21 protein-coding genes are annotated in these 20,474 nt (G+C 36.8%); 7 read left to right on the forward strand and 14 right to left on the reverse strand.

The features are described from left to right. Positions 1 to 24: 24 nt before the first annotated feature. From JML65_RS21185 to JML65_RS21215, 7 genes are all read right to left on the reverse strand, one after another. Complete coding sequence (locus tag JML65_RS21185) at positions 25 to 945, reverse strand: helix-turn-helix transcriptional regulator (RefSeq protein ID WP_047484704.1); 921 nt, start codon at positions 943 to 945, stop codon at positions 25 to 27. 446 nt (positions 946 to 1,391) lie between these two features. After that, positions 1,392 to 1,562: a hypothetical protein gene (locus tag JML65_RS21190; protein ID WP_156125996.1), complete on the reverse strand. Its 171-nt coding sequence runs from the start codon at positions 1,560 to 1,562 to the stop codon at positions 1,392 to 1,394. Between the two features lie 201 nt (positions 1,563 to 1,763). Further along, complete coding sequence (locus JML65_RS21195; protein ID WP_202272035.1) at positions 1,764 to 2,318, reverse strand: hypothetical protein; 555 nt, start codon at positions 2,316 to 2,318, stop codon at positions 1,764 to 1,766. A gap of 4 nt (positions 2,319 to 2,322) precedes the next feature. After that, positions 2,323 to 3,006 carry a hypothetical protein gene (locus JML65_RS21200; protein ID WP_202272037.1) on the reverse strand — a complete coding sequence of 228 codons (684 nt, stop codon included), beginning with the start codon at positions 3,004 to 3,006 and terminating at the stop codon, positions 2,323 to 2,325. Positions 3,007 to 3,075: 69 nt separating this feature from the next. Beyond that, positions 3,076 to 3,666 (reverse strand): DUF2589 domain-containing protein, encoded by a 591-nt coding sequence (locus JML65_RS21205; RefSeq protein WP_047484710.1) that lies wholly within the window; start codon positions 3,664 to 3,666, stop codon positions 3,076 to 3,078. A 358-nt stretch (positions 3,667 to 4,024) separates the two neighbouring features. Next, a complete protein-coding gene (locus JML65_RS21210; protein ID WP_084086421.1) occupies positions 4,025 to 5,062 on the reverse strand; it encodes a patatin-like phospholipase family protein in 1,038 nt (345 codons plus the stop codon). A gap of 190 nt (positions 5,063 to 5,252) precedes the next feature. After that, positions 5,253 to 5,753: a M15 family metallopeptidase gene (locus tag JML65_RS21215; RefSeq protein WP_202272039.1), complete on the reverse strand. Its 501-nt coding sequence runs from the start codon at positions 5,751 to 5,753 to the stop codon at positions 5,253 to 5,255. Positions 5,754 to 6,010: 257 nt separating this feature from the next. Here JML65_RS21215 and JML65_RS21220 point away from each other — a divergent pair, with 257 nt between their 5' ends. Both JML65_RS21220 and JML65_RS21225 read left to right on the forward strand, forming a co-directional pair. Next, positions 6,011 to 7,594, forward strand: a complete 1,584-nt coding sequence (locus JML65_RS21220; protein WP_115916840.1) for a Na+/H+ antiporter — start codon at positions 6,011 to 6,013, stop codon at positions 7,592 to 7,594. A 160-nt stretch (positions 7,595 to 7,754) separates the two neighbouring features. Then, the gene (locus JML65_RS21225) at positions 7,755 to 9,050 is read left to right on the forward strand and encodes a Y-family DNA polymerase (protein ID WP_237390960.1); all 1,296 of its coding nucleotides are present in this window, start codon (positions 7,755 to 7,757) and stop codon (positions 9,048 to 9,050) included. A gap of 22 nt (positions 9,051 to 9,072) precedes the next feature. Here the strand turns inward: JML65_RS21225 and JML65_RS21230 are convergent, their stop codons facing one another. From JML65_RS21230 to JML65_RS21245, 4 genes are all read right to left on the reverse strand, one after another. Beyond that, complete coding sequence (locus JML65_RS21230; protein WP_202272041.1) at positions 9,073 to 9,684, reverse strand: YdeI/OmpD-associated family protein; 612 nt, start codon at positions 9,682 to 9,684, stop codon at positions 9,073 to 9,075. 6 nt (positions 9,685 to 9,690) lie between these two features. After that, positions 9,691 to 10,824, reverse strand: a complete 1,134-nt coding sequence (locus JML65_RS21235; RefSeq protein ID WP_202272043.1) for a serine hydrolase domain-containing protein — start codon at positions 10,822 to 10,824, stop codon at positions 9,691 to 9,693. A gap of 128 nt (positions 10,825 to 10,952) precedes the next feature. Beyond that, positions 10,953 to 11,789 carry a hypothetical protein gene (locus JML65_RS21240; protein WP_202272045.1) on the reverse strand — a complete coding sequence of 279 codons (837 nt, stop codon included), beginning with the start codon at positions 11,787 to 11,789 and terminating at the stop codon, positions 10,953 to 10,955. A 109-nt stretch (positions 11,790 to 11,898) separates the two neighbouring features. After that, the gene (locus JML65_RS21245) at positions 11,899 to 13,440 is read right to left on the reverse strand and encodes a glycine--tRNA ligase (RefSeq protein ID WP_047484722.1); all 1,542 of its coding nucleotides are present in this window, start codon (positions 13,438 to 13,440) and stop codon (positions 11,899 to 11,901) included. A 205-nt stretch (positions 13,441 to 13,645) separates the two neighbouring features. On the opposite strand from JML65_RS21245, the gene JML65_RS21250 reads away from it, so the two are divergent. Then, complete coding sequence (locus JML65_RS21250) at positions 13,646 to 14,341, forward strand: pseudouridine synthase (RefSeq protein WP_202272047.1); 696 nt, start codon at positions 13,646 to 13,648, stop codon at positions 14,339 to 14,341. Between the two features lie 338 nt (positions 14,342 to 14,679). Then, complete coding sequence (locus JML65_RS21255; RefSeq protein ID WP_202272049.1) at positions 14,680 to 15,717, forward strand: quinone-dependent dihydroorotate dehydrogenase; 1,038 nt, start codon at positions 14,680 to 14,682, stop codon at positions 15,715 to 15,717. A 47-nt stretch (positions 15,718 to 15,764) separates the two neighbouring features. Here JML65_RS21255 and JML65_RS21260 read toward each other — a convergent pair whose 3' ends face one another. Beyond that, positions 15,765 to 16,601 carry a hypothetical protein gene (locus tag JML65_RS21260; protein ID WP_202272051.1) on the reverse strand — a complete coding sequence of 279 codons (837 nt, stop codon included), beginning with the start codon at positions 16,599 to 16,601 and terminating at the stop codon, positions 15,765 to 15,767. A 76-nt stretch (positions 16,602 to 16,677) separates the two neighbouring features. Beyond that, positions 16,678 to 17,922: a DUF445 domain-containing protein gene (locus tag JML65_RS21265; RefSeq protein ID WP_115916722.1), complete on the reverse strand. Its 1,245-nt coding sequence runs from the start codon at positions 17,920 to 17,922 to the stop codon at positions 16,678 to 16,680. A gap of 251 nt (positions 17,923 to 18,173) precedes the next feature. Here JML65_RS21265 and msrB point away from each other — a divergent pair, with 251 nt between their 5' ends. From msrB to JML65_RS21280, 3 genes are all read left to right on the forward strand, one after another. After that, the gene (gene msrB, locus JML65_RS21270) at positions 18,174 to 18,620 is read left to right on the forward strand and encodes a peptide-methionine (R)-S-oxide reductase MsrB (protein ID WP_410669997.1); all 447 of its coding nucleotides are present in this window, start codon (positions 18,174 to 18,176) and stop codon (positions 18,618 to 18,620) included. Positions 18,621 to 18,641: 21 nt separating this feature from the next. Further along, positions 18,642 to 19,028: a hypothetical protein gene (locus tag JML65_RS21275; protein WP_115916718.1), complete on the forward strand. Its 387-nt coding sequence runs from the start codon at positions 18,642 to 18,644 to the stop codon at positions 19,026 to 19,028. A 97-nt stretch (positions 19,029 to 19,125) separates the two neighbouring features. Continuing rightward, complete coding sequence (locus JML65_RS21280; protein WP_115916716.1) at positions 19,126 to 19,881, forward strand: murein L,D-transpeptidase catalytic domain family protein; 756 nt, start codon at positions 19,126 to 19,128, stop codon at positions 19,879 to 19,881. 27 nt (positions 19,882 to 19,908) lie between these two features. On the opposite strand, the gene JML65_RS21285 is transcribed toward JML65_RS21280, so the two are convergent. Continuing rightward, positions 19,909 to 20,474, reverse strand: a 566-nt coding sequence (locus tag JML65_RS21285) for a sensor histidine kinase (protein WP_202272055.1), incomplete at its 5' end; no start/stop codon positions are given.

Here is a 20,474-nt window from a genome sequence, read left to right on the forward strand (position 1 = left end):
AATATGAGATAAAACCATTCCCGGTTAGCTTTCCAGGTAACGGTTCAGAGACTCCTGAAGATGGTTGCGTATGTCGTCAACTAAACATTTAGGTTCTAAAACGGTTACCTCTTTTCCATACGATAGAATTTCCTGCATAAAGTCATAAGTGGGATGAAGGAAAAACTCAAAATAGATCTCTTCCGGAGTTTCTTTGGTTTCTTTCTGTGACTGGTGAAGCGGAAAGCTTCTGATATATTCCCCTTGATGACGGCTGCATTTCAATACAATATTTTGTGGTTTTTGTTCTGCAAGATTCATCACTCCAAATGCATTTTTAAAGTGCTCTCTGAAATTATAATTATACTTCTCACGGAATTTATTTTTCCCCACATCCAGATAATTGATTCTGTCTAATCCGAATGATTTTAGGACTTTATCTTTTGTGTCTATAGCAATAAGGTACCATCTGTCTTTAGATTCCTTCAAAGCAAGTGGATGTACTTTTCGGGAGGTCATCAGTTTGTTTTTATAATTGTAATGTTCAAAACTAACCACCCTTTTATTACGGATTGCAAAGAACAGATCATAAAAATGCTCCACACCGGTTGGTTTTCTGCTTTCAAAAAAAATGAAATCTGAAAAATCAGGATGAAGATTCAGGGCATTGCTTACCTGAAAAGATTCCAGTAATTTTTGGTTGTACTCATCCACTTCCATGATAGGGCGGCTTTCAATATAATACCGGTTGTCTCCCTTTTTCTTATTGTGAATAGAAAGGTTGAAAAGATCTGAAATCTCACGGATATCTCTTTGCAGTGTTCGGATAGAATAGCTCTTGATTCCGGCATCCTGAAATTCAAAAGAGTTTAAAAGGTATTCTTCCAGCTGAGTATAGGTGGCCGGGGAGCTTTCTAATCTTTTAATGATTAAGGCATATCTCGTCAAATAAAAATCTTTCTTCATGGTAAAATTTTGTACCACAAATATATGGGCTTAATGCGACAAAACGTGTCGTGTTATATTTTTTTGTGAAATTTTTCGAAAGAAAAAGCAGCCTTAGAACGATAAATATTCTGCTATAGAAGGTTAGCGTTTACTGAGCATCGCTATTATTTTTAATAGCGTGAGGAAGGTTGATAATTTTTGTCTATGGATCAGATAAAAGAGAAACCAGCTACTTCCTGTTATGGATCAGGTAAGCTGCTGGTTTCATAAAATGTCAGGCTAATGATATGAAAAAATTGCTTTAGGTAAAGCTATTCTTTAAATGATTGGGTGTATTTATAACACAGTTCTGGCTGCCCACTCTTTTGTGATGGTGAATTCAAAGGTGTTTTGAAAATGGCGAGATTGCAATGGATGCATAAGTATGGTGGACAGCTTCAGAACGTATAGTGTTTATGGTATATTTATAGTGTATCTTCTTCAAGTACATCGTTTTCAAAATCTTGTCTGAAGAAGTTTTCAATGTCATTGAGATAGTTTTCATAATCCATCTCTGCATTTTCGATGTCACTCCATTCTATAGTATAGAGATCTTCATCGAAGATAATATCTGTGTGGTGATTGGGTGTCTCCATGTTTTGTGTTTTAAGGTGTTGGTTAATTTTTGAACATATTTCGGGCTGTTCAGCATAGATCAATGTTGAATTCAAAGGCTTTTTAAAGTTTTTTATTAATTGTTTTTGTGCTCTTGTTTATATTTCAAAAATAATCGAGGGAGGCGTCAAAACTTGACGCATAAAAAAAATAACTCAAAAAAATTTTGAGCTATTTTAGTTTTAAGAAAAATCTTTGATATCTATTTCATCAGCAATAAGCATAATAATGTCCATTTCAGAAAGCATAGACTTGAGCTTTACTCCACCTAATTTTAAATCATCATCCGAAATAATATGCCACCAGACTTTCTGAACGAAATCCTCAAATGCTATTTCTGATGTACAAAGGCGGGTTGTTTTTTGTGCTGCTAACGCTAATATTTGTTTGGTGATATCTCTGCACTCATTCATTTTGGTTTCATGAGGCAGTAATACATTCAGGACACAGCTTTGTGCATCGTGAAGAAGGTTTGCTGTAATTCTGAGCTGGTTTTTTTTAGCATTAAAGCTTCTCTCATCGCTGATTTTACCTGCCAGAATCTTACTTCTGAATCCTGCTATTTCTGAAACTTCACTGATGCTGTTTGTAGAAAGAATGTTTTCTACAGACTTCAGCCATGAAAGCATTCTCTCAACAAAAAAAGGATCTTTTTTCTCCAGAGAAGAAACAATACCTGGAAACTCCAGCAGCTGATCCTTTAACTGGGAAACTAAAATAAACTGTGACTTTTTCATTCTATTATTCAGGGATAAGTGTTTCTATAATATTTCCATTGATATCCTCATATCTTGACCATTCCATACCTGCTTCACTCACACTCATTTTAGCAAAAATCAGACATTTGGCATCCAGCTGCATCAGCTTACTTGCCTCCACAATAATCTCACGGTCATCTGTTTTTTCAATAACTCTTCTGGCCTCCAAAACAATTCTGTCGAAAAGGCGGTCTGATAAAAACTGAGGATCTGTATTATTCCATGTAAAATTGGAAAGTGACCGGCAGTATTCCACGGTATATTTTGAAATAGGTTCAAAATACTGTATCTGAGTATCGGTGAGAGTAGGTTTGTTTTCGGCCTTGATTTTCTTTATATAATCATTATAACTAAGCTCCTGATTGGCTAAAAAATTCTTTAAATTCTGATCATTTTTTATATCAGAAGTATTATAATCCGCCTGAGCTACTTTGGTAATTTCGTCATAAGAAAAGTCTCTGAAAGGCAGGATAGGAGAACTTCCGGCTGCAGCAAAAGGAATGGTAAGATCCACTGTTCCCACTTTCATTCTTGGAATGGAAAAATGTTTCAATAAATCATCTTTAGCATATTCTTTTGCTATTTGTACAGTCTGTAAATCGGTCATTTTTCTGGCTGCAGCAATCTCAGAGACAATACCTCCTAAATATTCATTCAATTTTGGCATGATAATTTTTTTTTAATTGATAAAGATTTTTTAAAAGGATGGCTGCCGGAACAGCCATCCTGAAAATTATTAAGAAGGATTAGTTACCGGTGTTGCGGAAGCAACAATAGCATCTTCTAACATATCCATAATTTTTGAAAGTCCTGCAGGTAATTCATCATTTACAGCTTTTACATGTACTCCCAACGTATATGTTTTTTCCGTGGTTGAAGTACTTGAGTTGGTTTTCTTATAAGAAGCTGAAGCGTTGAATTTAACTTTCCAGAATTTAGCGCTGATAGAAGCGCTTCCCTGGAATTCACTAGCAATACTCTGAGTTTCTACTGAATTAAGTTTTGCATTGAAATCAATAGTCATTTCATCAATTCTTAAAGCCGGAATTGTCAGCATAGAAAGCAATGGAACACTTAATTTTACTTCTGATTTTACTACGCTATCACTATTTTCAGTGGTGCTGGGAACTGATTTTGTATAGGTAAAATCTACATACTTAAGTTTTTTGGCTCCTCCTTCTGCAACACCCTCTTCAAAGCCAACCTCTTTAATAAAGTTGACCTGTGACATCGATGCATCATGCTGTGCTTTGATAGCCGCCTGCATAGGCCCCCCGATGTAAACGCTGAAATCTAAACTGTTTAATTCTTGTACTAAATTTGCCATAATTCTAAAATTGTTAAGGTTATTAATTGGTTAATAATATATAGTAGTGCTAGCAGACTAATATTCAATATTGAGCAATAATTATCCTGTTCAGTATTTGATCTACTGAAGATGATTATTAAAAATAATGGGGATATGTTAAGTTTGGAATAAGCTTATTTAGCTTTGGTTTCCTTGGTTATTTTGTTTATTCAAAGATAGTTGACTCAAGCGTCAAAACTTGTCGTGTTATAATTTATTTTCACTTTTATTTCGTTTTTTATGTATATTATAAACTGACCAGGTCAACTGTTTCATTCGATGAGAATTAATAATATAAGCTTTTAAGCTTATTTGGGTTCATTATAAGCTTAAAAGCTTATATTTTGTTTCTGATGAGTTTTTGTACAATCTGATTTAAAACTTCCCGGTTGTCATCAATATAACTCAGACCGGCCTGGATCAGGTTTTCAATATTGGAGCGCCTTACATTATCCATAGCTGGTGAAGCGTTTTTCAGAGATGGGTTCAGCCGGTAATAATTTTTCTGATTTCTTAAACCTAATGTCTGAAACATTTGAGAAAGCTGATAATCTACCGTTTCTGCATTGGCAGACATCAGAATATCAATGATTGGATTTACCCATCCTATTTTTCCTGCTTTTTCTAATCTTTTAAACGGATAAGGACGGGATTCTACTCCGGTGCCTATAGAAATGATGATCATATCATTAACACCGGGATGATTGGCTTTCTGATGGTTTTTTAAAACTTCGGCAAAAGGAATTTTCCTGGCTTCTGCATAAGCACAAAGAGCAGGGTTATTCGCAAACATTCCCCCATCAATCAGGCTGAAGATCTGTCCGTACATAGATTTGATCTGTACAGGACTGAAATAAGTAGGGGCTGCTGCAGTAGCTCTGCAAATATCTTTTACATAAAAATTATCAGTACTGAGATTGGCTTCCCAGGAATTGAAAAGCTTGGCTCTTCTGTTTTCTATATCATAACTTGTAATTAAACACGGTTTTATTAATTCTTTTAATTCTAAATTTCCAAAAAAGTCATTCAGATTTTTTTCAAGTGCTTCCTGGGAAATTCTTTCATTCAGTAATCCAAATGGATTAACCAGTTTTTCCCAAAAAGATACCTGAAAGATGTCTCCACCCTTTTCAGCATATAATTCTAACCCTTTCTGGATAGAATATTTTGCCTTTCGGGTTTCGTCGGGGCATAAGATAATAGAAGCAATCAGACCTCCTGTACTGCTGCCTGCTACCAGATCAAAATAATCTCCGAGCCTTGCTGTGGGCTTATCATAGTACTGGAGCTGTTCTTCTATGTAACGTAGAATAATACAGGTAATAATTCCCCTTATTCCACCCCCGTCCAAAGAAAGAATGGTTGTCTTTTTCATGTGATGTTTTAATTGTTTGTTAAAGGGACACATGCAATCTTAAATCTCTAGAACCTTTTATTTTACTGGGAAAAATTAGGATTCTATATCGAGATTTCATTGCTTTTTTAGTGGTTTTCTTGTCAGGTAAAGGTAGGCTGGGAAAGCGACAGAACGTGTCGTATTATAATTAATTTCAGGTAAAAAAGAATTAAAATAGGATATAATTCTGTTGATCTCTGGGCATTTTTAAAAGGGTTCTCCAATTGACTTTAATAAGATCTTCTCCCTGGGAGATATTCTTTTTTTCAAAGTGGGGAAGGTCTTTGAATGTTTTCCAGTTTCCACCCCAATCCCAGCCATGTCTGGCAAAGATTTTTACACATTCATACCAATCGGCAACCCGGTCATTATCCCAGTCTTTTGCGGTACCCCAGCTCGCCATTTTTCCGTCAATAATCAGACAGATATCTACAGCAAAACCATAATTATGAATGCTTTGTCCGGCTTTGGCATTGGTTACTTTTTTTCCTGAAGTAAGTCTTCCAATGGCATAAAGTCTTTCCTGTTCTTCAAAAGATCTCAGACCTTGGGTGATCCTTATTTTTGCTCTTCCGGTAAGTGCTTTGTCACATTCTTTTATGATCTGCTTTACTTCATCCCTGACCAGTGGGTGAAGTAACTGGATTCTTTCTGATGTTACTTTGTCCATATTTTTTTACTATTATAGAGCAAAGGTATAGGGAGGAAGCGACGAAACTTGACGTGTTTTAATTGATTTTTTACTATTTTAAATTTTCTTCTGATGAGCAGGGATCATGTTGGGTATTATTATACAGTTTCTATTTAAGTTTTGATAAGATTGAAAAAATGGGTACGAAAATACAGATTGATTGTATATTTGTAATAGATGTCGTCTTCAGACAGGTCATGAGGATAACGGATAAAAAATTAAAAAACACAATATCAATGCACACCATATTACCTTTTTTTTTGGCAATGATAGCCGCTATTGTATTATTAAATATGTGGGCTGTTAAATTAAAAATCGCTTATCCGATTTTGCTGGTTGTATTTGGCCTTCTTGTCAGTTTTATACCCGGTTTGCCTGTGGTAAAGATCAATCCCGATCTTATCTTTTTCATATTCTTACCGCCGCTTTTATTTGAAGCTGCCTGGTCCATTTCCTTTAAAGAAATGAAGAGATGGTGGCGTATCATTGGAAGCTTTGCTTTCCTTGTGGTGTTTTTTACGGCATTTTCAGTGGCCATTGCTGCCAATTATTTTATTCCGGGATTTACCATTGCCCTGGGATTTTTATTGGGTGGCATAGTGTCTCCGCCAGATGCTGTAAGTACGGGTGCCATTATGAAATTTGTGAAAATTCCCAATACGACTGCAGCTGTTTTGGAAGGAGAAAGTTTACTCAATGATGCTTCTTCGCTTATTATTTTTCGTTTTGCCTTAATCGCTGTAGGAACCGGGCAGTTTGTATGGCAGGACGCTTCTTTGGATTTCTTATGGATGATGATCGGAGGATCAGGAATTGGATTATTATTGGCCTGGATTTTTGTACAAGCGCATAAACACCTCCCTACAGAGGCTTCTTCAGATATTGCACTGACTTTAATTGAACCTTACTTAATGTATTGGGTGGCAGAACAGTTTCACAGCTCCGGAGTATTGGCTGTGGTATGTGGTGGATTATATATGTCGGGAAAACGATTGATATTTTTAAACAGCACCAGCCGTATTAGAGGATATAGTGTCTGGGAAAGTTTTGTATTTATTCTGAATGGGATTGTATTTCTAATTATCGGATTGGAGCTTCCTGAAATCGTAGGAGGGCTGCGCTCTGAAGGAATAGCTTTAAAAACGGCAATTAATTATGGAATATTAGTGACCGTTATTCTTATTGTAGCCAGAATAATAAGCTCCTATGCTGCAATGATTGCCACCATTATTTTTCGTCCTTCTGTAGCTCCCAGGGCATCTTCCATGGGACGCCGCCTGATGATGCCTATTTTACTTGGATGGACGGGAATGAGGGGAGTGGTATCTCTGGCAGCTGCACTGGCTATTCCTATAACTCTTGAAAATGGAACTCCTTTTCCAAACAGGAACCTTATATTATTCATCACCTTTGTCGTAATACTGCTTACTCTTTTGGTACAAGGGCTTACATTGCCTTATTTTATAAAATATGGAAAAGTATTTGATGACTTTATAGATGAAGAAAAAGAAGAACTGGCCCGGAAGGAAATCAAACAGAAATTAAGAGAACACGTTTATCATTTTCTTAAAAATAAACATGAAAGCGAACTTAACAGCCATGCAGGAATAGAACGGTTGTTAAGACATTGGGAAGAAAAGAATAAAGCTAATGATGCCGACTGGATGAACGAAAATATCAAAGCTGTTTTTATCGAAATGCTTGAAAGCCAGAGGCAGTTTCTCACGGAACTTAATAAGGATATTTCGATTGATGAAGAGATCATTCGGCATCAGCTTTTCCAGCTTGATTTGGAAGAAGAGCGCCTGAAAATGATTTAAGGCATATTGATCAACAGATACCGGTTTTTGAAGACAAAGTTAAAGCGCTGATGCGACAGAACATGTCGTATTATAAAAATTTAATGATGTATAATACAGTGTGTTAAAAGTGGTGTTAATTTTTAACTGAAACTGATTTTATACTTTAAAAGTTCTAATTTTGTGTACATATTCATCCTTCATTATGTATGCTCTGGTAGATTGCAATAACTTTTTTGTTTCCTGTGAACGGACTTTAGATCCTTCTCTTGAAAACAAACCCGTTGTGGTGCTTTCCAACAACGATGGATGTGTGGTGTCCCGAAGTAAGGAAGCAAAAGATTTGGGAATTCCTATGGCAGCCCCCGCTTTTAAATATAAAGAGCTCTTCCAGAAGCATGATGTAAAAAGTTTTTCTGCCAAATTTGAACTGTACAATTACAAAAGCCAGCAGGTGATCAATATTGCTAAATCGTATGTTATTGAGTACGAAGTATACAGTATTGATGAGCTTTTCCTAGATCTTACAGGCTTTAAGTATATTGACATCCACGGATACTGTGATAAAATCAGGAAGGAAATTGAAGAAAAGGAAAACATTCCTGTAAGTATAGGAATTGCCCCTACCAAAACGTTGTGTAAAGTGGCCAATAGAATTGTGAAAGACTTTCCTGATCAATTTGATGGGGTATATATCCTGGATACCCCCGAAAAAATTGAGAAAGCTTTGAAATGGCTCAATATAGGAGATGTATGGGGAATAGGAAGAAAACTGGCTGTAAAAATGAACGACAGTGGAGTTTATAAAGCCTGGGATCTTCTTCAGAAGCCTGAAATGTGGATCCGAAAGATCATGGGAATTCATGGGATAAGAATGCTGAATGAGCTGAAAGGAATCCGCCAGCTGGAACTGGATTCACCATCCCCTAAAAAATCTATAGCCGTAACCCGAAGCTTTATGGAGATGCTGACTCAGAAAGAGGAGGTACGGGAAAGGGTAGAGACTTTTGGGATGTACTGCTCTGAAAGACTGCGAAAACAGAGTACATGCTGTACAATGATCACGGTTTTTGTGCAGACCAACCGCTTTCGAAAAGATCTTCCCGAATATAAAAATGCCGTCACCAGAATCCTTTCCAATCCTACCAATTCCTCTATAATTATTGGAAGAGTGGTGAATGAACTTTTTGAATCGATTTATAAAGATGGTTTCCATTATAAAAGAGCCGGCGTTATAGTCAATGATTTTGTTCCCGAAGATCAAAGGCAGATTGGTCTTTTTGAAGAGGACACCCAAAACCAGCACCTTCCGGTAATGAAGGCCATGGATGCTATGAACCGCAAGTTCGGGAAAGATAAAGTCCGCCTTGGAAGTATGAGCGGTGAAAATACCTTTGGCCGGGCACAGCTGTCTCCTGAATATGAAGCTTTCTTAAAGAATAATACACTGCCTGAAGCTAATTTTAGGTTTCATTAGTGTTTCTTCTTGCCAGATATCTCTACTTCCTCTCATATTTCCAATTCCTCCCTTTGCCCTCTGCAATCCATTCCAAAGCCTGTTCCATCCTTTTATTCCGGGTAGCTTCAGTTTTAGCTTCAGTGATCCAGGTGATATATTCTTTTCTGAACGAGGGTGAAGCTTTCTCAAAGACGTCCCATGCTTTTCCATTAGCAAGCAAAGCATCCTGAAAATATTCCGGAACTTCCATTTCTGTTTTGGAAGGAGCTGCTTTTTTCATGGTAACTCCCATATCCGTAAGTTCCATAGCTTCTTGAATGGCCTTCTTAAGTTGAGGTTTTGATGGAAGATCTTCTACCTTAGTGATTTTTCCCAGACTGAACATAGAATTCTTTTCTATATCCTGTGTCATTTGCTGCATGGTTTTCATCTCTTTTTCCAACCAGAATCCAAAGGTGCAGTGTTGCTTGAATGAAGCCATCGCACAAAGATTTTTTCCTTTGTACAAAAAATGGGGAAAACTCCACTTTATGGCTTCTTCCGCATCCGGACAGCATTCATGAACAGTCTCACGGATATAATGTAAAATCGGTTTGGCAAAATCCTGGGATTTTTCGATATAAGCATCTATTTTAGGGCTGTATTCCTCCATTGTTTTTTATTGAAATAATTGAACGGTTTCATTCACCAGAAACTTTACCTGATCCGGCCTTCCTCTGTCATTTTTAGGACTGTTGGAGTAGCTTCCCGTTCGTACAATGACTATATTATGCTCGGGGACCATAATAATATACTGACCCTGTAGCCCAAGGAAATAATAATGTTTAATCGGATTATCATGATTGATCCAAAGTCCCTGACCATAGATTCCTGCAGATTTCTCTGTTGGGGTTCTCATGTCTTCAATAAAGCCGGAATTAAGAACCTGCTGATCTCCAACTTTGCCGTCATTCAGAAACAGCTGTCCCAGTTTTGCGAAGTCCCTCGCATTGGAATGAATACAACAATATGTTTTCTCCATTCCGTAGTTGTCTGTGCTCCATTTGGCATTTTGTTCCATACCCAGCGGAATCCAGAACTTCTCAGAAAGATAGCTTGCCAACGGTTTTCCTAATGCTTTTCTTATTGCGAAACCCAGGAGCTGTGTAGATCCACTTTGGTATTCAAATTTTGTTCCCGGTTCTTCTTTAAAATTTCTTGTGAATACGGCTTTTACAAGATTTTTCCCGTAATAGGCTTTGGCGTTGGGGAGGAAAGGATTATTGTAATTCTCATCCCAGTCAAGTCCGGCTTCCATCTGAGCCAGATTTTTAAGTGTGACCGTATTTCCGAACACCTTTTCTTTGAGTTCAGGATAAAATTCTGAAATTTTTTCATCAATACTTCCTATAATTCCTTCCTCCAGAGCCTTACCCAAAAGCATTACCGTAACGGCTTTTGCCATAGAGAAAGAATTGGTCTGTGAAAGCTGATTATAACCGGCCCAATACTGTTCGTGAAGAATTTTACCATTTCGGATCACTACAAAAGCAGCTGTTTTAGACTCTTTTAGGTTATCAACTAAATGTTTAGGTAATTCTTTTTTGTTGTAGTCAAAATCTTCTTCCCAGAGCTCGGGTGCTTCAGTAGCAATAGGATTGCTGGGAAAAAGATTTCCGTCATCAATATAGGCGCTTGATTTTCCTTTAAAATAGGTTTTGGAAATACCACTAAACAAATAATCATATCCCAGGAAATAAGCTGCCACAGCACCCGCTGCAGCTCCACCTATCATATACTTTAATATTCTCATATTCACGTGAATCGGTCTCTAACAAATTTAGAATAATTTAGGTAAAAAACTGAAAAAGAATCAGTAAATCATTGAAATAAAAAAGCCTTGAAGTTATTCAAGGCTAAGTATGTTAATAAAGTAAATAATTACTTATTATACTCATAAAGATAGGTGCGAACTACTGTTCCGGTAACAGAACTTGTCTCCTTCATTACTGATTTGGTAGGATAATCAGCATTGTTTAGAGTATGAACTCCGGTGGTTTGATTGGTGTCATTTACAATTCCTGAATAGGCTCCGTTTAAGTAGATGAGGTTATTGTAACCTACTTCACCATCTCCACCACCATCTCCAAGGGAAAACATATCTATTTTTATAAGGCCTTTTACATTTTTCATAGGATTGTTATTGCCGTCATAAGCAAATGTAACATTACGGGAAATTCCATTGTATGAATAGCTCATAGAAGCCAGATTTCCGGCATTGTTGATGTACACATCTTTCTGGGTATATTTTATATCTGAGAATGTTGCAGTTGCTGGGTTATAGGTAGCGGAGTGATAATCGTTATACTTCACGTGGTTATCGCTCAGATACTGGTAATTTTCAGTATATACCAAAGTTCCCGCCTGTTCTTTATTAGTCACTTTTTCAGAAGCGAGTCTTCCGTTAGAATAGGTAAATTCTCTCATGATTTTCATAACTCCATTCCTGAATAGTTCAGTCTTTACAATATTGTCCCCGTCATATGTGTATAATGTCTTTTCGTTATCTGTAACGTCAAGGGCCTCAGTTATTTTGGTTCCGTCGTACTTATATTCTACAACGTAAGACTGTCCGTCTGGAGCAACCTCTGTTAATTTTTTTACAAGATAAGGGGTGTTATTATTGCTGCCATTATTATTGTCTTCCGGATTATCGTTGGATGAGCTACAGCTTACGATCACTGCCATAGCCAGTGATGAAATAATTAATTTCTTCATAGTTATTATTTTTTTAGTTTTTAAAGTCCGTCAAAAATAATAATATTCCGTAATATATTCATCTATTGTGTGTAAAAATAAAAAGCCCTGAAAAATCAGGGCTCTTAAATTATATTTTAGAAAGTAAATTTCTGAAGTTGGTCTTTTCATCAATGATCCTTCTCAGTTCAGAAACAGGAACTCTTTCCTGCTTCATCGTGTCTCTGTCTCTTATTGTTACGGTGTGATCCGTTAGAGAGTCATGATCAATGGTGATACAGTAAGGCGTACCAATGGCATCCTGTCTTCTGTATCGTTTTCCGATTGCATCTTTCTCTTCGTAGAATAAGTTGAAATCATATTTCAGGTCGTTGAAGATATTTTCTGCATACTCTGCTAAACCATCTTTCTTCATCAATGGAAGAATAGCTGCTTTTACAGGAGCTAAAGCTGGTGGAAGAGATAAAACCGTTCTTTCAGATCCATCTTCCAATACTTCATCCTTAAGGCAGTGTGAGAAAATAGAAAGGAATAATCTGTCTAAACCTACCGAAGTTTCTACTACATAAGGAACATAGTTTTCATTTCTTTCAGGATCGAAGAACTGAAGCTTTCTACCTGAATGTTTCTCATGAGCTTTTAAATCGAAATCCGTTCTTGAGTGAATACCCTCTAATTCTTTAAATCCAAATGGGAAGTTGAACTCAATGTCAGCGGCAGCATTGGCATAGTGAGCCAGTTTTTCATGGTCATGGAATCTGTAATTGTCATTCCCTAGTCCTAACGCTAAGTGCCAGTTCAGACGTTTTTGTTTCCATTGTTCGTAGAAATCTAATTCAGTTCCGGGAGCAACGAAGAACTGCATCTCCATCTGTTCAAACTCACGCATTCTGAAGATAAACTGTCTTGCAACAATCTCATTTCTGAAAGCTTTACCAATCTGTGCAATACCGAAAGGAAGTTTATGACGTGAAGTTTTCTGAACATTCAGGAAGTTCACAAAAATACCCTGAGCCGTTTCCGGTCTCAGATAAAGATCCATAGCGCTGTCTGCGGAAGCACCTAGCTTAGTTCCAAACATTAAGTTGAACTGTCTTACTTCCGTCCAGTTTTTAGAACCCGTATCCGGATCAGCAATTTCAAGCTCTTCAATCAAAGATTTTACATCAGCAAGGTCTTCGTTTTCCAAAGATTTTGCCAGCCTTGAAAGAATAGCCTCTCTTTTTGCTCTGTATTCCAGGATTTTTGGATTGGTCGCTTCAAACTGAGCCTTATCGAAAGAATCACCGAATCTTTTCGCTGCCTTTTCGATCTCTTTATTTTCTTTATCTTCAATTTTAGCGCAGTAATCTTCTACCAAAACATCTGCTCTGAAACGCTTCTTAGAATCTTTATTATCAATCAATGGATCATTGAAAGCGTCTACGTGGCCCGATGCCTTCCATGTAGTAGGGTGCATAAGGATTGCCGAATCAATACCCACAATATTTTCGTTAAGCTGTACCATAGCTTTCCACCAATACTGTTTGATATTATTTTTAAGTTCAGCCCCGTTCTGTCCATAATCATAAACAGCGGATAAACCATCATAGATCTCACTCGATGGGAAAATAAAACCATATTCTTTAGCGTGAGAAATCACTTTCTTGAAAACATCTTCTTGCTTTGCCATAATTTTTTTAACGTCTGATGTGCAAAAATATGAATTTGAATTCCAATTCCATGAAATTCAACAAAAAAAGCGGTAAATAAAAGTTCAAAAATTTACATTTTAATTTCCAGGAGCCGGGAACCTGCTTTCCACTATATCTTTTGCTTTGCAAAAGGATGCCGCTTCAATCAGGGCTAGATCGGTTGAAAATTTCTATTTTTGCCCCATGTTAGAAATTCTTTATCGCGACGAACATATTATTGCCATCAACAAACCCAGCGGATTGCTGGTTCATAAATCCTTCTATGCGGGAGAAGCTGATACTTACGCTATTCAGGAGTTGAAGAAACAGATTGGACAAAAAGTGTTTCCTGTACATCGGTTAGACCGAAAAACTTCGGGTGTTCTGCTGTTTACTTTAGATAAAGATACCCTTAGAATCATGAGCGAGCAGTTTGCCTCACGCGAAGTGGAGAAGAAATACCTGGCAATTCTTCGTGGCTGGACAAAAGAAGAAGAAACCATTGATTATGATTTAATTAATGAAAATGAAGTCAAGCAAAATGCAGTGACCTACTACCGTCGTTTGCAGACTTCAGAAATAGATTTACCCTTTTTAAAACATCAGACTTCGAGATATTCTTTGGTAGAAGCCATTCCTGAAACGGGAAGATTTCACCAGTTAAGAAAACATTTTAAGCATATTCTGCATCCTATTTTAGGCTGCCGTAAACATGGCTGCAATAAACAAAATAAGTTGTGGCTTCAAACATTTGAGATCAGTAAAATGACGCTTCATGCCCATCAATTGATTTTTAATCATCCTATTTCTAATGAAAGAATTACGGTAAATGCTACTATAGATGATGAGTTTGAAAGAGTAGGGAAGATTCTGAACTTTGATTTGAGCGCATATTCTTAATGTAAACCAAATATTTTAAACATTTTATAAATAAATCTCCAAAATAGAGCCTTGCCAAGGTTAAAAACCTTGGCAAGGCTCCGCTACCACATCACCACAAAGTTTAATCTATTGAATAAAAGACTGCAACCTTAGCCCCGATTGTAATGAAAATCCTTTTTTGCAAAAAAAGATTGTAATGAAAAGCGGGAAATAGCTTCCACTAAAAAATTTTTATACCATTATATCTTGCAGATGTTCCTGCTTTATAGATACTGTTTATCAGACATTTTGATAAAAGGTCATAGGTTAATCCACGATTAATTTTAAAATGAGTAATTTTGTAAAACTTTTTTTCAATGTACAAATCGCTCATTCGTCCGATTCTTTTCAAATTTGATCCTGAAGAAGTACATCACTTTACTTTTTCAATGCTCAAGAATTTTGGATTTCTCACCAAATTATTTCTCCCAAAACCTATCGAAGACAAACGTCTGGAAAGAGAAGTTTTCGGATTAAAATTTAAAAATTCTGTAGGACTGGCTGCCGGTTTTGATAAAAATGCTGTTTTATTCAATGAATTGGGAGACTTAGGTTTCGGGTTTGTAGAAATAGGAACCGTGACACCAAGAGCTCAGGCAGGAAATCCTAAGAAAAGATTATTCCGTCTTATTGAAGATGGCGGAATCATCAACAGAATGGGCTTCAACAATGATGGGCTTGAGGCAGCAATCGAAAAATTAAAATCCAACAAAGGAAAAATAATCATCGGTGGAAACATCGGAAAAAATACCGATACAAAAGCTGAGAACTATACACAGGATTATCTGGATTGTTTTGAAGGTCTTCATCCTCATGTGGATTATTTTGTACTGAATGTAAGCTGCCCGAATGTGGGAAGTCATGCTAAACTTGAAGATGTAGAATACCTTCGTGAGTTGATTACAGAAGTAAAGAAAATCAATCAGTCAAAATCTGTACAAAAACCTATATTACTGAAAATTGCTCCGGATCTCAATAATACTCAGCTGGATGAAATTGTTGGGCTGATTGCAGAAACAAAAATAGATGGAGTAATCGTTTCCAATACCTCTGTCAACAGAGAAGGTCTTAAAACCTCTCCTGAAGTTTTGGAACAAATAGGAAATGGTGGTTTAAGCGGAAAACCAATTCGTGAGAGAAGTACAAAAATGATCAGATACCTCTCAGAAAAAAGCAACAGGTCTTTCCCGATCATTGGAGTAGGAGGTATACATTCTGCAAAAGATGCCATCGAAAAGCTGGATGCCGGGGCGAGCTTGATACAGCTATATACCGGATTTATCTATGAAGGTCCACAACTGATCAATGATATCAATCAGGAACTGCTGAAAAGAGCAAGCCGATTGCCAAGGTAAATACAAAAGAGAGCTTTCAAGCTCTCTTTTTTTGTTTTATATTTCCATTACTTTGATTTGGAAACCGAAGCATTTTTTACATCCACGGTCAGAATATAAGGAGCAGAAGCATATGATTTTTTCACATTATACTGGAGTATATTGGGATCTTTGGTCTTTATCTTTTGGGTTTCAGATATTCCTTCCAGGCAACTTTCAGTAAGGAATTCTTCATAGTTTTTATAATTCCAGTTCTTGGTAAAATACAAAACCCGGTATCCTTTTTCGCCATCACTGGCTCCGCACATTCCGCAAAAATTAAAATTGGACAGATTTTCAAAATAAAGCAGTACCCTGTTTCCCGTACTGTAAGCGGATGTTGATACCAGTGTATTTCCCCCCAGCCGGTTCATAAAATCAAAAGTATTGAGTTTCTTATTATCCGGAAGAAGCAAATAATTATTATACCGGTAGATCGTTGGATTGCTGGTGTATAATATAGCGGGTTGGGATTGCTTTCCCATATAGAACGTTCCGGATACCTCCTGTTTCGTATTGTTTCTTTCAAAGACTAATGCTTCTTTGGGTTTTAAAGTACGGGCAATGCTGTCTGTTTTTTCTACTTTACGTGGAGAAGTGATCACTTTCCTTAATTCCTTCGCATACAGTGTATGTTTATTTCCAAAATTATAGAGATAAAGAACTCCCAGATCATAAATTCCTGTGAGTGGAATTTTCTTTTGATATTTATCGTAATAGTACCATCCTTCTACAAAATGCTGATACTGATGACAGTCCACAACCCCGGTATAATTAAGCTGCATCGTAACAGGAACTCCCGAAATTGCTCCTTTAAAAACCTGGGAAGAGTCTGTTACAGTTTTTAATTCTACTTTTTGACTCATACAAAAGATAAAAAGGGGTAGGAGTAGTGCTAGGCCTATTTTTTTCATAGCTGGAAGATGGTGGTTTTAGTTTTTTTTAAATGAAAAAGTTGGCTACGGTATAGATAATCAGCCCTACCAGGCCGCCCACTAAAGTTCCGTTTACCCTGATAAACTGCAGATCTTTTCCTACTTCAAGTTCCATTTTTTCACTCAGCTCTTTTCCCTGCCAGTTTCCTACGGTTGTACTGATGAGGTTTCCGAACTGGTGTGTGTTTTTAAGAATATATTTATAGGCGGTTACACGGACCCAATGATCGATTTTATTCTGAAGGTTTTCATCAGTCTTTAGATTTTGTGAAAATTCATCCAGGTTTTTATAGAGATAATTTTTCAGTGCAGACTGCTCTTCCTGAAGTTCTTTCATGAGTGTTTTCTTGATAGAAACCCAGATGTCATTAGAATACTCATCCAGTTTGTCATTTTTCAGAAGTCCGTTTTTGATCGTTTTAAATTCATCTTCCCATTTCGGGTCTTCTTTAAGATCAACCGAAAATTCATAGATTTTTTGTGTGATTAATGCCCTGACTTCATGTTGGGGATTTTCTTCAATTTCTCTGAAAAAATCGGAAAGCCCGTCTGCAATCTTATCTGCAATCTTATTATCCACAAAAGAAGGAACAAACGAATAGCTTCCTTGCTTTACCCGCTCTTTGATCATTTCATCATTTTCAATAATGTAGTCTTTGATCTGTTTAGAAAGATTGGTAATGATTCTCTGATGGTCATTCTTTTCCAGAATATAATGAATTCCGTTTCCTACGACTTTATTCAGCTTGATATCATCAGTCATGTCGGATACCTTCTTGCTGATGAATTGACTTACCGTAGAATCATCAAGCTTATTAAGAATATCCAGTACAATATCTGAAATATTTCTGATCAGGATATTCTGGTTTTTTTCTTTACCCAGCCATTCACCCACAAAGTTTGAAACCTTAATTTTTTGAATATAAGGACGTATATTCTGAGGTGAAAGAAAATTACTGACCACAAAACTTCCCAGATTATCACCGAGCCTCTGTTTACTGTTTTCGATCAGATTGGTATGGGGAATTGGTAATCCGAGTGGATGGCGAAATAAAGCGGTTACAGCAAACCAATCTGCCAATGCTCCCACCATTGCCGCTTCAGAAAAAGCCCGGACATAGCCAATCCAATGAGAATGATTAGATTTCTGTAAAATGGTGGTGATAATGAAAATAACGGCCATCAGAACAAATAATCCCGTGGCAAATGCCTTGTATTTTCTTAGCTGTTTTCTTTTTGCTTCGTCATTCATATTCTCAAATTTACTAAATTTGGGTGTTAAACCATTTACTATTTAAACCACAAAAGACATAAAATTTTTATTGTAAAGACTTTGGAAGACTTGAGTAAGTTCCTATTGAATGAAGTGTTTTACATTCCCTGTCATTTTTGTGGTTAAGATATAAGAAATTAAAATTTGTGATGAAATTTTTAGTTTCAATCATCATATTAATTTTTCTGCTGGGATGCAAGCAGAAACATCAACCTATTAAAATTACTTCTATGGAAAATAAAGAAGCAAAAAACAATCCATATTATTCAAGAACTGATACCACCAAGCTGAACATTTCCAATGAGGAATGGCAAAAAATTCTGGCTCCGGATCTGTACGCAATATCCAGAGAAGCGGCAACAGAAAGGGCTTTTACCGGAAAATATAATGAATTTGATGAAACCGGAGACTATTATTGTGCCGTTTGTGGAAACCATCTGTTTCGTTCTACATCAAAATTCGCAAGCAGCTGCGGATGGCCAAGTTTTTTTGAAGCAGACAAGGAAGGGGTATACTACAAAAGAGATCAGACCTATGGAATGGAAAGGGTAGAAGTGCTTTGCAAACGCTGTGACTCCCACCTGGGACATGTTTTTGATGACGGCCCAAAACCTACAGGACTGAGATATTGCATGAATTCTATCAGCCTGGAATTCGTTTCGGATTCACAACCATAAAAGTATTTTTATCCACTTGCTATGGGAGAAGAGAGTCTGGAAAACAGAAAACAAGTTTGGATCGCTCTGTCAGAGCTATATCTTGATACTGAGCTTCAGGAATCTGATTTCATATATATAGCAAAAACTCTCCTTGAAAGCCCTTTTACTTTTGAGGAAGTAAAAAGAATTGACCAATTTGAAGTTTTTCCGGTCCTCTTTTCAAATCTGCTAAGTCCGGCAGGAGAATGGGCAGGATTTAATGAATTGCTATTGGTTAAAAATATTATGAAATGGATTGAAACAAGAAGTAAGCTGGATATTTTCGCTGTCAAATGCATTTACCTTTTCTATGATAAGATAAATAGGAGTTATTGGAAAAGAATCGAAGAGATTTATAATCAGGCAGATGGAGGAAGCCTCCGTTAAAGTTTCTTAAATTGCGTTAAACTTTTTAGACTTATAAGTATCTGACAGCTATGTTTTTATAATTTTGCCCCACTAATTTGGAATTAATAATTATTGAATGAAAGGATTTTATAGCGTAATAGGCCTTGTGTACATGGTGACGACTTCATTCTATCTTTCTCCAAGAGTGGCGATAAAGAATGAAAAGATTAATACAGCAAAAACTGAAAAAGTAGCGGAAACGAAATCTGTAAAGAATGCTGAAACGGCATCTTCATCAGAAGTATTATACAAATCAATTGCATTTGACCCGGAACATGAATTAAACTATGAAGTGTTCTCAAAAGCATTGACGGGATTTGAAAATTTAAAAAAAGCAGGATTACTTACCGAAGAATCACATTTATTAACGATTTGCGATTTTTCTATGTCTTCCAATATGAAAAGACTTTGGGTAATTGATCTAAATGACAAGAAAGTTCTGTTCAACTCACTGGTTGCCCATGGAAAAAATACAGGTGAAGAATTTGCGACGAATTTTTCTAACAGGGAAAGTTCGTTGCAGAGCAGCCTGGGATTTTATATCACGGATGCCACCTATCAAGGGGACAACGGATACTCTCTGAAATTGTTAGGAATGGATAAAGGCTTTAATGATGCAGCGTACAGAAGAGCAATTGTACTGCATGGAGCCAATTATGTAAGTGATGACTTTGCTGCAATGCATAAAAGAATTGGAAGAAGCTGGGGATGCCCTGCCGTTCCTAAAGAACTTACACAGCCTATCATCAACAGTATCAAAGGAAGAAACCTTCTGTTCATCTACTATCCTGATCAGAATTACCTTTCCTCCTCAGAATGGTTAAAAGCATAAGAGAAAAGCAGTCAATTTTGGCTGCTTTTATTTTTTGGAGGGAAACTGTATCGTAAATGTGCTCCCTTTTAACACCTTAGAACTGACATTCAATTTACCCTGGTGAATTTCTACAATTCTTTTCACTATAGAAAGTCCTATCCCATTTCCTTTTTCATAGCTTTTATTGCTTCCGCGATAGAATAGATCAAAAATCTTTGAAAGATCTTTTTCAGCAATTCCAATACCATGATCTGTAAAGTGAATTTTTATATTTTGATAATCGACTTCAATCTCTATATGGCAACTTTTGTCTCCGGAATATTTGCAGGCGTTTTCCATAAGGTTTGAAAAAGCAATCTGCAGGAGGTAAGGATTACCGTAAAAATCATAATTGCTTTCATCTTTGTCTCCGGCGCTGTCCATATAATTGATTCCTATCTTATAATCAGTATTTTTCTGCAACAGAGAAAGTTTAGCTTCTGCAAGAGTCTCATCCAAACGTAGATTGACAAGACTGATCTGTGAAACATCATAACTGGCCCGGGCAAAATCTAAAAGGGCCGAAGACAGTTCTGATGCATGGTTGGCATCCTGCAATGCGTTGTCAATAG

The organism is Chryseobacterium sp. KMC2 (assembly GCF_016756935.1).
Taxonomy (GTDB): Bacteria; Bacteroidota; Bacteroidia; order Flavobacteriales; family Weeksellaceae; genus Chryseobacterium; species Chryseobacterium rhizosphaerae.